The organism is Nostoc sp. PCC 9305, assembly GCF_963920915.1.
Classification (GTDB): domain Bacteria; phylum Cyanobacteriota; class Cyanobacteriia; order Cyanobacteriales; family Nostocaceae; genus Nostoc.
On the sequence record NZ_CAWUDN010000085.1, the window covers coordinates 21,183 to 35,328 of the forward strand.

Sequence of the window (14,146 nt, forward strand, 5' to 3'; positions counted from 1 at the left end):
GAAAAAAGGGAGAGAATTTTGAATACTTTCCCTTTTTTTGTTTCAAGGTTATAGAATTACCGAGAGCGATCGCACAGCATAAAGCCTTTTCTTATCAGGCTGCGACACCCTGCGCGTAGTTTCCTTCTTTGCAGGAGTATGCGCAATACGGTTCGGTTAAGGCAAGAGACGCGATGAATCGCCGTCAAGACAAAAGACTGATTATTGTAGAGACGGCGATTTATCGCGTCTTTGTGATGATTTATCGGAACATATCAAAAATATTTTTATATTCATGCGGCTATCTTCATTAGCAATGGGCATTTTGGCATTGTCTAAGCAAGCCACGAAAATAATATAATTCACCCTACTTACAGATGAGAAAAACACCAGTTATTATGACTCAATACTGATTTTTGTAAAAAAGCTTGTATATTAGCACAGTAAACAACGCTTGAGATCCTAACAGAGGAATAAAAAATGCTGGAATTATTGGGTTCAGGTTTGGTGTCGCTTTGGCTGGAAATGGCTGGGGTACAAATCAAACCTCTAGATGCCTTAGATGCACTAACTTGGCAAAGTAGCCCTGGCTTTGTTCTTGCCCCCGATCCAAATCCAACTGGGGCAACTACGGTGCAGGAATATTTGAAAAAGCTCATCACATCAAAAGTGGTGGCGCAAAATCTGGCTGAGAGTCAGGGAATTTGGATGCAGTCGGGGCCGATGCTGATGGCAAATCACCAAGGTACGACACCGCTACCGGCTGCTTCTTTAACTAAAATTGCCACTTCACTAGTTGCTTTGAAAACTTGGGGGCCAGATTACCAATTTGATACTTTGGTGAGTGTCACTGGCCCAGTGGTAAATGGAGTTGTGCAGGGTGATTTAGTGGTTACAGGGCGTGGCGATCCTTTGTTTGTTTGGGAAGAAGCGATCGCTCTTGGTAATACTCTCAATAAAATGGGCATCAAGCAAGTAAAGGGAAATTTGATTATTACTGGCAGTTTTGCCATGAATTTTCAACGTCAGCCAATGTTAGCCGGTCTGATGCTCAAGCAAACGCTAAATCGTGCAACTTGGGGACGCCCTGCGATTTATACACACTCAATCATGCCCAAGGGAACACCCAAGCCTCAAGTTGTGATTGCCGGCGGGGTGAAAGTTGAGGCGCAACCAAACCCTCAACAAACTTTGTTACTGCGTCATCGCTCATTGCCCTTGAAGCAACTACTCAAGGAAATGAACGTTTATAGTAACAACGATATGGCAGAGATGTTGGCAGATTCAGTAGGGGGAGCACCTGTAGTCCAATCAACTGCTGCCAATCTTGCTAGAGTGCCACAAGCGGAAATCCAGTTAATCAATGGTTCTGGACTGGGGCCGGAAAATCGCATTTCTCCTAGAGCTGTTTGTGCAATGTTTATGGCTATTCAAGCTGAGGCATCTGCCCATCAACTGAATCTAGCTGACTTGTTTCCCATGTCTGGATTCGATCACCGGGGGACACTACACACTAGACACATTCCCCTGGCGACTGTGATCAAAACTGGTACTCTCCGGGATGTGAGCGCTTTAGCAGGAGTGATGCCCACACGCGATCGCGGTTTGGTTTGGTTTGCTATTATCAACCGTGGGACAAATGTCTGGGGTTTGCGGACTGGACAAGACCAACTTTTGCAAAGTGTTGTGAAACAATTACAACTACCTCTCACCGTTCCTGTTAACCTCACTCCCCACTCAGCCATTAACTCTTTACCCCAGCTAGGCGCAGCTAATCGGAATGAAATTTTATACAAAAGTTAGTTCATCCATAGTCTAGAGTTAGAACAGAGAGTGGACTAGTCTTATTAGCAATCCAAAAGTTTTATTGATGGGTAAAAACCGAACTTGTAAAGGGTAATGTCCATAATAGCTTTTGGGTTAAATTTTCTATTAAGTTGATTACAGGTAGTTCGCAAAATGCCCTCACTCCAGTATTGGAAAGAGCAGGCGAAACCTGAAATAAAAATAACTGTAAATAGATTTGTCACGACTAAGCAAAAATTAGGCTTATAAATTAGGTTGTGATTATGCGCTTTCCCAAAATATCTCGGTCTCTACGGCAACTAAGTACTCATGTTTTAGCGATCGCGCTAGGAGTTGTGTTAGCGGTTAGCACATTACAGGTGTTACCTTCCCAAGCCGAACCAGCACCCACAATAACTGCTGGAGATACTTCAAATCTAATTGCTCAACGGCAATCACCAGCTAGTGCTGCGATCGGTAGTACTAGCTTTGTCACAGCAGCAGTGAATCGTGTTGGTTCAGCAGTTGTCCGCATTGATACTGAGCGAACAATTACTCGTCGGGTCGATCCATTTATGGAAGACCCCTTTTTCCGTCGGTTTTTTGGTGACGGTTTCTCCCAACAGATGCCTTCTGAGCAGTTACGTGGTTTAGGCTCAGGTTTCATTATTGACAAGAGCGGCTTAGTTTTGACTAATGCTCATGTGGTCGATAAGGCTGATAAAGTAACAGTCCGACTCAAAGATGGCCGCACCTTTGAAGGGAAAGTTCAAGGTATTGATGAAGTTACAGATTTGGCAGTAGTCAAGATTAACGCTGGTAACGATTTACCAGTCGCGCCCTTGGGTTCTTCCACTAATGTCCAAGTCGGAGACTGGGCGATCGCAGTTGGTAATCCTTTGGGATTTGATAACACCGTTACCTTGGGAATTGTCAGTACCCTCAAACGTTCCAGCGCCCAAGTTGGTATTAGTGACAAACGTTTGGACTTCATTCAAACAGACGCCGCCATTAACCCTGGTAACTCTGGCGGGCCACTATTGAATGGTCTAGGTGAAGTAATTGGGATTAACACAGCCATTCGCCCTGATGCGATGGGTATTGGGTTTGCCATTCCTATTGATAAAGCTAAAGCGATCGCTGCGCAACTACAACGCGATGGCAAAGTTGCTCACCCGTATCTAGGTGTGCAAATGCTAACTTTAACACCCGATCTCGCCAAGCAAAATAACACCGATCCCAACTCTCCGATTCAGATACCAGAAATTAATGGTGTTTTTGTCATGCGAGTTGTTCCCAATTCTCCAGCGGCATCTGCGGGTATCCGGCGCGGGGATGTAATTCTGCAAGTTGATGGTAAAGCAATTACCAGTGCCGAACAATTGCAGAATGTTGTGGAAGACAGTCGCCTTGGTCAAGTATTACAGGTGAAAGTGCAACGAGGTAATCAGACACAGCAGCTTTCAATACGCACAGCCGAATTGCAAAATGCTTCGTAGGGGCAATATAGGCGATTTTAATTGTGTGGAATAGTAGGCGCACAGAAAAAACTGGGTGTCAACTGAAGCCAAAACCCTTTTAAAATCTTGTTAAGAGCCTCTGGCTGGAAATGCTTATCATTGCGGCTCTTTTTCGAGTCAGGGAGGTGGAGCCTAGGCTGTTGACTCTGTACCCTTTAGCCCACAAGACTTCATCCAGAAATTGTGTTTTTTATTTTGGCGTAAAGATGGCTGTTGCGGGCGCTTTCACACAAGCAAAAACCAGCACAAATAATTTTTCGGTAATTCCCCAAAAAATAGCCAAAGTCAACAGCCTAGGTGGAGCCTCAATGAGGGGCATGAACAGTTAGAGACATTCTTTTCGAGGTAATGATCTTAAAGCATTCTCGCTTAGTAACTTTCACGTGAAGTTGACACCAGTGGCGAGACGCCCATCCCACAATAAATAGTTGGATATCAACTTGATCTAAGTATTTCTTAAGAAAAGTTATTTCTTTTCACTACTCTTAACAGAATAAAATCAGCCAAAAGGATTGAAGCGATGCCCCTTCTCTACGAGAGGCTTCTCTTTCAGAGACGCTAACGCTTACGCCAAAGCGATGACACAGCTTAAAATACCCATCACTACAATCACTATGCAAACTAACCTTGATTCAACAACTGCTGTTTGTGTGGGGATGGGTATTGCGATCGCTTTTTGGGCAAATTGTGGTTCTGCCCAAATTACCCCTGATAGCACTCTATTTAATAATTCTCGTGTCACATTGCAGGACAACATTAGAATCATTGAAGGTGGTACCCAAGCAGGAAGTAACTTATTCCATAGTTTTGAAGAGTTTTCTGTGCCCACCAAGAGTGTGGCTTACTTCAATAACGCTTCAAATATTCAGAATATTATTAGTCGAGTAACAGGTAAATCAGTATCGAATATTGATGGATTAATCAGCGCCAATGGTACAGCCAACTTGTTTCTGATGAATCCCAATGGGATAATTTTTGGGCCAAATGCCAGCCTAAATATCGGAGGTTCATTTGTAGCAACTACTGCAAATGCTATTGGGTTTGGTAATCAAGGTTTTTTTAGCGCTTCAAATCCGAATACTCCTCCACTGTTGACGGTCAAGCCTTCAGCTTTGCTATTTAATCAAATTGTTGCTGCGCCGATTCAAAACAATTCAATTGCACCAGCAGCAAACCCATCAGTTTTTGGTCTGAGTGTTCCGAATGGTCGAAGTTTATTACTCGTCGGTGGCAACATTAAAATTAATGGTGCAGGTTTGTATGCCTTTGGTGGGCGAGTAGAGTTAGGAGGATTAGCAGGAGCAGGAACAATTGGGCTTCAGGTAGATCGCAATAATCTGAGTCTAAGCTTTCCAGAGGGAGCAACACGGGCAGATGTCTCCTTGACTGGTGGTAGAGTTGTTGTTCCTGATGACAAAGAGGGCAGCATTATAGTTAATGCGCGGAATATAGAAATTTTGGAGGGAAGTGCTCTCATATCTGGAATAAACACAGGACTGGGAGAAGTTGATAACAAAGCAGGAGATATAACCCTCAATGCTACAGGAACAGTAATTGTTGCTGGTGGCAGTCTCATTCAGAACTTAGTCCAGACTGGAGCCACTGGCAACAGTGGCAACATTCGTATTACTGCTGAGTCACTTGCGATCGCTGATGATGCTGCCTTGATTGTTGCATTAAACAATCGTGGGCGTGGAAATCTGGGTAACGTCGTAATTAATGTGCGCGATCGAGTTTCCCTCAATGGAGGTGCTGTATTCAGTTCTGTAAGTAAAGGAGGTGTAGGTAAAGCTGGAAACATCACAGTTACTACTGGCTTGCTTTCCTTGACCAACGGCGGTGTTTTAAATGTGAGCAACTATGGACAGGGAGACGCAGGCAATGTATCGATTCAAGCTCGCGGTTCTGTCTTTGCGGATGGAGTGGGCAGGAGCAGTTCTCCGCTTAGTGGTTTTCCCAGTGGGGTGGGCAGCTTGATAGGACCTGGAGTTATTGGACAGGGAGGAGATATTACTATTGTAGCTGAGTCACTTTCCCTTAAAAATGGTGCCGAATTAGCCGCTAGCATTTCCGGTCAGGGGAGAGCAGGCAACGTTATGATTCAAACCCGTGGTCCTGTGTTGATAGAGGGAGTAGGTAGCAATAACTTTTCCAGTGGTGTCTTCAGTACAGTGAATCCTGGAGGAGTAGGTCAGGGCGGAAACGTCACGGTCATCGCTGAGTCACTTTCCCTTACAAATGGTGGTGAACTGGCAACTAGTATCTTTGGACAAGGGAGAGGAGGCAACGTTACGATTCAAACCCGTGGTTCTGTGTTTATAAAGGGGGTAGGTAGTAATGAATTACCCAGTGGTGCCTTCAGCACCTTAGTACAAGGCTCAGGACAAGGAGGAAACGTCACGGTCATCGCTGAGTCACTTTTCCTTACAAATGGTGGTGGAGTCTCAGCTAACACTCAGGGGCAGGGAAATGCAGGAAACGTGACAATTCAGGTTTCGGGGCTAATCTCATTCGATAGGTTTGGTAGTGCAATAACTAATGGAGTGGGGCCAAGTGCAGTCGGTGATGGAGGTAATATAAACATCAGCGCAGGATTGCTCTCGCTGACTCGTGGCGCTCAAATAAACACTTCTACTTCTGGACGTGGAAATGCTGGCAACTTAACAATTCAAGCCAGTAAAGCAGTCTCCTTAGATGGAGTAGATAGTATTAATAACTCTGCCAGCTTCATTGCTAGCTCAGTAGATGCAACAGGTATAGGTAAAGGGGGTAAGCTCGACATTACTACTGCTAGACTGTCTGTAACAAATGGTGCTGTAATAACTGCGGAAACCGAGGGAAAGGGAGACGCAGGTGGTGTTACGGTCACGGCAGACACAGTTGAAGTAGTCAATAGCGGTCAATTACGCACATCTACTTCCACTAACAGTCAAGCCGGGGACATTTCTTTAAGGGTACAAGACCATCTGATTTTAACAGGAAAGGACAGTGGGTTGTTTGCTAACACTGAACTTGGCTCTACAGGTAATGGCGGAAATATTTTCATTCAACCTAGAAATATCACTCCCTCCAAAACGGTCACAGTTCAAGACGATGCAAGAATCGCTGTAAATAGCCAAGGTAGCGGAAAAGGTGGCAATATTCAAATTCAAGCAGAAAATTTGACTTTAGATAACCAAGGGCTAATATCGGCACAAACAGCTAGCAATCAAGGTGGCGATATTAACCTCAGCCTGCAAGACTTGCTCTTACTCCGCCGTAATAGTCAAATATCTTCCACTGCTGGCACTGCTCAAGCAGGAGGCGATGGTGGTAATGTTACTATCAAGACCCCCTTCATTGTTGCTGTTCCAAGCGAAGATAGCAACATCAGCGCCAATGCTTTCACTGGTAAGGGTGGTAATGTTGAGATTACAGTCAAAGGTCTCTTTGGGATTCAATCTCGCTCACGCCCAACTTCCCTGAGTGATATCACTGCTAGTTCTGAACGTGGGGTGGCTGGGACTGTAGAACTAAACACACCCGATGTAGACCCTAGTCGTGGCTTAATTCAACTACCCTCTAACCTCGTCGATGCATCCCAACAAATCGCTCAAGGTTGCACTCCCAGAAGAGGACAAACCGCTAGTCGCTTTATCGCCACAGGACGCGGTGGATTACCCCTTAGTCCTAACGAGCCTCTGCGGGGACGAGCAGTGATTACAAGTTGGGTAGATTTGCCCCCACAAGCAACAGAGAGAGTAACGGATAAATTATCTGTGGAAATTACAGATAAAAAATCTACTACATCTGTTACCAAATCTACTAATCAGATTGTGGAAGCCCAAAGCTGGGTAGTTGATCCTAATGGAGACATCCAGCTAGTAGCTCAAGCACCTAACGTCAGCCTATATAGCCCTTGGCAAACAAATATCTCCTGCACTACATCTAAGTATTAAAAAAATCAATTACCAACAGATAATACTAGACCTTCATGGGCTAGTATGGCTTGAGGAAAAGCAGATTTAATATCGACTTGCACCCGATCGAGAAAATCATCATGGTCATCTGGGTGATGATGAGAAATGGCTAGCCGTTTGACGCCAGCATTTAAAGCCGCATTCACCGCAGCTTGCCAGAGTAAATCAGCAGAATCATGGTTGTGAGATGTCGGCGGAGTGTAAGTAGCATTGGCAATCAGTAAGTCAACGCCTTGAATAAACTCTAAAATCCGCTCTTGCTCCACTTGATCGGCATTTTGGTGCAAATCTGTGATGTAGGCAACACTATACTCTTGCCAAGTAACTCGGTAGCCAACTGACCGCTGAGTTTGATTAATTAATGCAGTTGTAATGGTAACATCATCTAACTTCACATCACTTTCTGGAGTCAGATTGTAAAATTGCAATTCTGACTGCATTACCTGTAAAGGGTAAGGAAAGTGCGGCTGGAGCATCTGATCGTACAGACATTGTTTGATTGAAGCTCCATTTGAGGCAGCTGTGCCGTAAATATGGAAGCAATTTTCCCCAATAAATGCAGGAGCAAAAAAGGGAAATCCTTGAATTCGGTTTGATTGGCAGTTGGTAAAAAATAAATGGGCTTCTAGTGGCTGTTGCAGTTCTTGCCAAGTTTTACCAAGTATGCGTAAGCCAGTACCACCATCAAAAATCAAGCGTTTCCCAGCTACATGTATTTCTACACAAGCAGTATTACCACCATAACGATTGGTGTTGCTACTAGGAGTGGGTATCAAACCTCTGACACCCCAGAATTGCACGATAAATTCACCTGCTGGGCTACTGGGCAGGGTAGATGACTTTTCAGATATGTAGCTCTGGGAATCCGACAACTCAAAATTTGACATTTTCCTTGAAATTAGACCTTAGTGAGCAGGTCATCGTAGCGCCGCACTTCCAACAGCCTGTTTTTTTCGTCCACAATGACTACCGTAGGAGAGTAACTTTTTACCTCTTCTGGAGTGAACTGCCCGTAAGTCATTATAATCAAGCGATCGCCAATAATGCCTAAACGTGCCGCACCTCCATTTAGCTCAATGATTCCTGAATGAGCTAGAGCGGGGATCGCATAGGTAATAAAGCGCTGACCGTTGGCACTATTAACTACTTGCACCTGCTCATAAGGTAAAATACCAGCTTTTTCCAAAAGTATTTCATCAATGCTGATACTACCCACGTAGTTGATATTCGCCCCCGTAAGGGTGCAATTATGAATTTTTGCCAAAAGGAGAGTACGCTGCATTCTGGTTTAGGGTTGGTGGCAGTTTTTGCGATCCGTAACAAACAAAAGTTATGAGTACAGACGCGATTAATCGCGTCTGTACAGGAGTTAAGAATCAAAATTCATAACTCTTAACTCCTAACTCCTAACTTTTCTATTATCCTCTATAAGCTTTGACGGATTTTTCTACTAAAGCTGCAACCTTGTCCACATCTTGCCAACCGAGAATTTCAGTCACCTTTTTTTCCAAATTTTTATAACTACGGAAAAATTCAGCAATTTCATCTAAGCGGTGTGGTGCTACGTCTTTCAGGGATTTTACTTGAGTGTAGCGTGGATCTTTGTCAGGAACACAAAGGATTTTTTCATCGCGATCGCCACCGTCAATCATCTCCAAAAAGCCAATTGGTCGTGCAGCAATAATACAGCCGGGAAAGGTCGGCTCGTCAATTATGACCATACCATCTAGGGGATCGCCATCATCAGCCAAAGTATTAGGTACAAAGCCGTAGTCATAAGGATATTGTACCGAGGAATAAAGTACTCGGTCTAGAGCAAAAGCTTCTAGTTCCTTGTCGTATTCGTATTTATTTTTACTTCCGCCAGTAATTTCAATCAGAACGTTGATTAGACCAGGTTTCGGTTGGGCAGGAATACGAGATAAGTCCACAAAAAACTCCTCTGATAACGGTGAATCATGGGGGCACTCAGTCAGCTTCGCTCCCCGTGTAGAATTTTAGGGCAATATGGATCTCTTCCCAAGGTATTTGTTCTATGGCATAGGGAAGAGGGCAAGGTGATTGTCCCCTTATCTCCCCTGCTTTCCTGCTCCCTTGAATTAGCCAAAAAATAGAGAAAGCGTTACGAGCAAACTTCGCAACGCTTTTTCCAAGAGGGTATTGATGGATATCCTCTGCCCTTAATTGTTGTTAGAGAGATTTCTGTCCTAAGTTTGTTAAGACAACTCAAATCTGGAGTCACACAATCCAGATTTAGCTTATTCTTGACGAACTACACCCACATCTACAGAGATTGTCTACAAAATCAGTGTTCTGCTTTTTGTAGGTCTCCTCATGAGGAAATGCAGCTGTGAAGCTCGATCAATCTTGATTTCCTTGTATGTTTTGGATCAGAGGTTGCTGGTTATTTTGAACATTAGTTGAAGAATAGTGGGCGATGACAAATACGGGTAGGGTAAGAGTCAACAGAGCGATCGCAGTTCCCACAATGTCTGCCAAACGTTGGGAATATGTAGCGGCATTGGCAGACTGGCTATTTGAATTCATACAAAATTGAAGTTCTTCGTAACACTGTGTAGATTTACTCTCTGAGTGAGAGTATTAATGCTATTTTAGCTATTTTTAAACTGTAAAATGTGTAGCATTCTACAATTTAAACCAGTTATACAACTGTCATAGTAGTCTTTTTATACATGGAATTCTTAATACAAAGTTACAACTAAACAAATCATGTTTTATTTTGTAATTAATATTTTCAGATGTTTCCCTGTACGGTGTAACGGGTTGCATACGCAAAGCAAACTTTGACAGCATCATAAGTTACATTTTTTCGCTGATTAAAGATTAATTAGCAAAACATATTTATCCGATACTTCATGATTATAACATTCTATAAAGCCTTTGATAAGGTCATTTTACTGGAATTGCTAATTTGTGATACAGGACACAAAACAGCAATTGCACTGATAGATATTCAGTGCTTTTGATTGTTATATGGTAGTTATACACAAAAATATTTGACACCAGAGAAGAAATAGGTAGTAATGATTTTTGTAACCAATGATAACTACCGAATAAACACAGATACATCAACTGTATAAGGCAGAATAGATTCAGTAATATCACTAAACAAATATTTAATAATTTAAATTTTGCAATCTGTGTAATATGACAGCAATTTTGTCAATCTATATAAAGGTAGAGTAAAAAAGTTTTAGAAGGTGGCATGGACGTGAGTAGGTTATTAGCAAACTTTCCTCATATCTGAACAAAATACCCAATCCCAATTTCCAGATCCTAAATCCGTATAACTTTTTGGATAAATTAAATCTAAGAGTAAAAATTGTATAACAAATTAATCGGCTAAAAAAACCGCCACTAAATATAATAGGGCGGTTTGGTTAAGCAATCGGAGGGTAATTACAGATTACTCTGCTAATCAATGAAATTGCTGTAACGACGTTTGCATTAAATTGGGGATTGGGCAAAACAGTGCTGAGTGCTGAGTTAGGAGTTAGGAGTTAAGAGTTATTCTCCCCCTGCCTCCCCTGCTCCCCTGCCCCCCTGCTTCTTCCTCACTCCCTTCCATAAACACTGATTGGTTCCTTGATAAATCGGGTGTAAAGATGCTTAAAGGTAGACTTAATGACGCGGGGCATACCAAAATCGATGGGCATTAACTTGTCGGGTAGCCGCCAATCTTCTATTTTTAATAAGTCAGGATTTAAATGCGGAAAGTCTATGGCAGTTAGTTCTGGACAAACTCCTAGCCTTTGAGAAGCTGCAACTGTGGGCACTTGTTCAGGAGGAACATTGAGGATTTCTACCATCGCTCGATCTAAGGCAAATATATCTGATGCCGCTGCTAAAATACCCAGTTGGCGAGGTTCCCCGTTACTGGGGCCATTACCTTCATGACCGATGATGCCATCTAATATGGTTAAGTTAGGGTTAATAGCCCTAGCAGTTTCTACTAACATTTCACCAAATCTATTCGCATCTTTTCCGGCTTCCATGTGCCACCAAGCTTTCATTTTGCCAGGGACGCAACCAAACAAGTTTTTTACGCCCAATGTCAATGTCAACTGAGCATGTGATTTCACTTTCGGTAGGTTAATCACTACATCTGCTTCCATTGCTTCTTTAGACAGTCGCAGATGGTTAAAATTGTCACTGACGGTTTGGTAACGCTGACCGTGAAAATCGATGATGGGAAGATTGAGTTCTTCTAGAATAGGCAGATAGCCATTTGCTATTGCTACGCCCTTGGCACTACCAAAAGCAGGACTATCGCCCAAAAATGGCTTACCGCCAACCTCAATTACCATTTGGGCAACTTCATAAACTAGTTCGGCACGGGTGATACATTCTTTACCAGGACGGGAACCTGTAAGTAGATTTGGTTTGAGTAAAACGCGATCGCCTTTTTTCACAAACGCTGCCATTCCTCCAAAAGGTTCCAGGAGAACCACTAAAGATTCCCGTAAAGCTTCTCGTTTGTATGATGTAGCCCGAATGAGACTAACAGCTGGTTTTTGAGTCTGCATGGTATAGGTAGGGGATAGGGGACAGGGGACAGGGAATAGGCAATAGAGGATAGCAACCTATAACCTAATACGGTTCAGTTAAGGGTTATTGGTGTAGGTAATTGGTCTTTGAAGACGCGATAAATCGCGTCTCTACATGAGGGTTTTGGGCTTATCTGAACCGTATTGATCTATAACTTGTAACCTGTCCCCTATTATTCTGTTTTAAGCGGTAAGATACCACTCATTTGTTCTAGATTTAACACTGTGGCTAAATCTGTTTCACTCATTAATCCTCGTTCTAAAACAATTTGCCGCAGAGATTTACCAGTTTCTAAGGATTCTTTGGCGACAGCAGCAGCATTTAAATAACCGATATGGGTATTTAGTGCGGTTACTAAAGCTAAACTGCCTTCGGCATAAGCTAAACAACGTTCCCGATTGGCAGTAATTCCCTCAATGCAGCGTTCGGTGAGTGCAGCGATGGTATTACCAAGAATTTCGATACTGTGAATTAAGTCATAGGCAATCAGTGGCATCATCACATTTAATTCTAATTGTCCGGCTTGTGCGGCTAAAGCGATCGCACTGTCGTAACCCATCACCTGAAAACACACCATTGATGTCATCTCTGCCATAACTGGGTTATATTTCCCTGGCATAATCGAGGAACCGGGTTGCACTGGGGGCAGTTGAATTTCTTTTAAGCCTGTTTTTGGCCCCGAATCCATCAGCCGTAAATCATGAGATATTTTGGCTAAATCCTGGGCTAAGTTGCGTAAAGCACCGGAAACATTCACAAATGGAGCCATACTTTGCATAGCTGCCATGAGATGCGGCGCAGGTTCTAAAGGAGTATCAATCAATTCTGAAAGAACTTCTACCACACGGGCGCGATATAAAGGATGAGTATTTAATCCCGTACCGGCTGCACTACCTCCTAAACCCAGTACCATCAAATCTCCAGAGGCAGTATAAATGCGGTTTTGATGTTCTGTAAGAATTTGCGCCCAAGCCCGAAAATTCTCACCCAAACGCACGGGTACAGCGTCTTGTAAGTGGGTTCTGCCAGATTTGACAATATCTTGAAATTCTACAGCTTTCTTTTCTAAAGATGCGATCGCACCATCTATTGCTGGGTGTAATGTTTTAGATAATGCTAATAAACCACCAATGCGAATTGCAGTCGGAATCACATCATTAGTAGACTGTCCATAATTAACGTGGTCATTGGGACTAACACGTTTATAGTTTCCCTTTTCTTCACCGAGTATTTCTAAAGCGCGATTTGCCAAAACTTCGTTGATATTCATGTGGTGGGATGTTCCAGCACCCGCCTGATAAACATCTACAACAAATTGATCGCGGAACTTCCCAGCTAAAATTTCATCAGTTGCTTGGACAATCGCCTGACTAATATCTTGAGGAATGCAATTTAGTTCTCCATTCACAATTGCTGTAGCTTTTTTTATTATCAATCCAGCATCTACGTAAGTAGCTAAAGGCTTGATGCCGCTAATGGGGAAATTTTCGATCGCCCGTAGTGTTTGAATGCCGTAATAAACGCTACTAGCAATTTGGCGATCGCCCATTGAATCGCGTTCGATGCGGAATTGGGAGTCTGTGTGTTCAGTCATAGTATTGTTTTAAGAGAGCTTCAGAAAACAGATTTTCCCACGCAGGCACACTCAGATACACTAATCTGCATATATTTTGCATATTTGCTTGGCTGTTTGTTGCTTTACACTAATTAATTTTAAATTTTCAATGACTTTACCCAACTGGATTACTTTCTCTCGCCTTCTGGGTGTACCCTTTCTGCTTTATGGCTTGTATATTCCCACAGCACAAGCTAGATGGATATGTTTGGCGATTTTTATCGTTGCAGCGTTAACTGATTGGTTAGATGGCTATTTGGCGCGGAAACTCAACCAAGTTAGCGAGTTGGGTAAATTTCTTGACCCCTTAGTGGATAAATTTCTAGTACTTGCGCCATTGATGGTTTTGATTGAACTAGGAAAAGTACCAGCTTGGGGAGTGTTTTTGATTTTAGCGCGGGAATTAGCGATCGCTGGTTGGCGGGTGAATCAAACGACAATTACCGGAGCGAATATTTGGGGTAAACTCAAAACTGTTAGTCAAATAGTTGCGATCGCACTTCTGATTGCACCCCTACCTGAAGTCTGGCAAACTCCCTCTCTGATTGCCTTTTGGGTTTCTGTCGCCTTGACTTTAATCTCTGGGGGTATTTATCTTTTGCCGCAAAAAGCTAGCACTGCTGATTAAAAATATCTGAGCCTCTGAACTCGGAAGTTGAGCCTCTGAACTCGGAAGTTGCACCTTTGAACTCGGAAGTTGCACCTTTGAACTCGGAAGT

The 14,146-nt window shown here is 43.1% G+C and carries 10 protein-coding genes; 4 read left to right on the forward strand and 6 right to left on the reverse strand.

Annotation, left to right across the window (positions count from 1 at the left end; all coding sequences use genetic code 11):
* Positions 1 to 459 precede the first annotated feature (459 nt).
* The 3 genes from ACM0OX_RS25980 to ACM0OX_RS25990 all read left to right on the forward strand — a co-directional run bounded on the left by ACM0OX_RS25980 (position 460) and on the right by ACM0OX_RS25990 (position 7,222).
* Positions 460 to 1,782, forward strand: a complete 1,323-nt coding sequence (locus tag ACM0OX_RS25980; RefSeq protein WP_414517808.1) for a D-alanyl-D-alanine carboxypeptidase — start codon at positions 460 to 462, stop codon at positions 1,780 to 1,782.
* A gap of 266 nt (positions 1,783 to 2,048) precedes the next feature.
* Positions 2,049 to 3,263 (forward strand): HhoA/HhoB/HtrA family serine endopeptidase, encoded by a 1,215-nt coding sequence (locus ACM0OX_RS25985; RefSeq protein ID WP_414517810.1) that lies wholly within the window; start codon positions 2,049 to 2,051, stop codon positions 3,261 to 3,263.
* A gap of 599 nt (positions 3,264 to 3,862) precedes the next feature.
* A complete protein-coding gene (locus tag ACM0OX_RS25990) occupies positions 3,863 to 7,222 on the forward strand; it encodes a filamentous hemagglutinin N-terminal domain-containing protein (protein WP_414517811.1) in 3,360 nt (1,119 codons plus the stop codon).
* Positions 7,223 to 7,227: 5 nt separating this feature from the next.
* Here ACM0OX_RS25990 and ACM0OX_RS25995 read toward each other — a convergent pair whose 3' ends face one another.
* The 6 genes from ACM0OX_RS25995 to ACM0OX_RS26020 form a co-directional block, all read right to left on the reverse strand.
* Positions 7,228 to 8,130, reverse strand: coding sequence for an MBL fold metallo-hydrolase (locus ACM0OX_RS25995; RefSeq protein WP_414517812.1), 903 nt, complete (start codon positions 8,128 to 8,130; stop codon positions 7,228 to 7,230).
* 11 nt (positions 8,131 to 8,141) lie between these two features.
* Positions 8,142 to 8,525 (reverse strand): aspartate 1-decarboxylase, encoded by a 384-nt coding sequence (gene panD, locus ACM0OX_RS26000; protein ID WP_414517814.1) that lies wholly within the window; start codon positions 8,523 to 8,525, stop codon positions 8,142 to 8,144.
* A gap of 136 nt (positions 8,526 to 8,661) precedes the next feature.
* On the reverse strand, positions 8,662 to 9,174 hold the full coding sequence (locus ACM0OX_RS26005; RefSeq protein ID WP_094349222.1) for an inorganic diphosphatase: 513 nt from the start codon (positions 9,172 to 9,174) through the stop codon (positions 8,662 to 8,664).
* A 430-nt stretch (positions 9,175 to 9,604) separates the two neighbouring features.
* On the reverse strand, positions 9,605 to 9,790 hold the full coding sequence (locus ACM0OX_RS26010; protein WP_334839187.1) for a hypothetical protein: 186 nt from the start codon (positions 9,788 to 9,790) through the stop codon (positions 9,605 to 9,607).
* A 1,028-nt stretch (positions 9,791 to 10,818) separates the two neighbouring features.
* Positions 10,819 to 11,790, reverse strand: a complete 972-nt coding sequence (locus ACM0OX_RS26015; protein ID WP_414517816.1) for a DUF362 domain-containing protein — start codon at positions 11,788 to 11,790, stop codon at positions 10,819 to 10,821.
* 194 nt (positions 11,791 to 11,984) lie between these two features.
* Positions 11,985 to 13,406: an aspartate ammonia-lyase gene (locus ACM0OX_RS26020; protein ID WP_414517817.1), complete on the reverse strand. Its 1,422-nt coding sequence runs from the start codon at positions 13,404 to 13,406 to the stop codon at positions 11,985 to 11,987.
* Between the two features lie 130 nt (positions 13,407 to 13,536).
* Between ACM0OX_RS26020 and pgsA the strand changes: the two genes are divergently transcribed.
* Positions 13,537 to 14,055 carry a CDP-diacylglycerol--glycerol-3-phosphate 3-phosphatidyltransferase gene (pgsA, locus tag ACM0OX_RS26025; protein ID WP_414517818.1) on the forward strand — a complete coding sequence of 173 codons (519 nt, stop codon included), beginning with the start codon at positions 13,537 to 13,539 and terminating at the stop codon, positions 14,053 to 14,055.
* Positions 14,056 to 14,146 lie beyond the last annotated feature (91 nt).

Bases quoted from the DNA above. Each gene is read 5' to 3' on its own strand.
- ACM0OX_RS26015 (WP_414517816.1), bottom strand. From the start codon at position 11,790: ATGCAGACTCAAAAACCAGCTGTTAGTCTCATTCGGGCTACATCATAC.
- pgsA (WP_414517818.1), top strand. From the start codon at position 13,537: ATGACTTTACCCAACTGGATTACTTTCTCTCGCCTTCTGGGTGTACCC.
- ACM0OX_RS25985 (WP_414517810.1), top strand. From the start codon at position 2,049: ATGCGCTTTCCCAAAATATCTCGGTCTCTACGGCAACTAAGTACTCAT.
- ACM0OX_RS25980 (WP_414517808.1), top strand. From the start codon at position 460: ATGCTGGAATTATTGGGTTCAGGTTTGGTGTCGCTTTGGCTGGAAATG.
- ACM0OX_RS25995 (WP_414517812.1), bottom strand. From the start codon at position 8,130: ATGTCAAATTTTGAGTTGTCGGATTCCCAGAGCTACATATCTGAAAAG.
- ACM0OX_RS25990 (WP_414517811.1), top strand. From the start codon at position 3,863: ATGACACAGCTTAAAATACCCATCACTACAATCACTATGCAAACTAAC.
- ACM0OX_RS26020 (WP_414517817.1), bottom strand. From the start codon at position 13,406: ATGACTGAACACACAGACTCCCAATTCCGCATCGAACGCGATTCAATG.
- ACM0OX_RS26010 (WP_334839187.1), bottom strand. From the start codon at position 9,790: ATGAATTCAAATAGCCAGTCTGCCAATGCCGCTACATATTCCCAACGT.
- panD (WP_414517814.1), bottom strand. From the start codon at position 8,525: ATGCAGCGTACTCTCCTTTTGGCAAAAATTCATAATTGCACCCTTACG.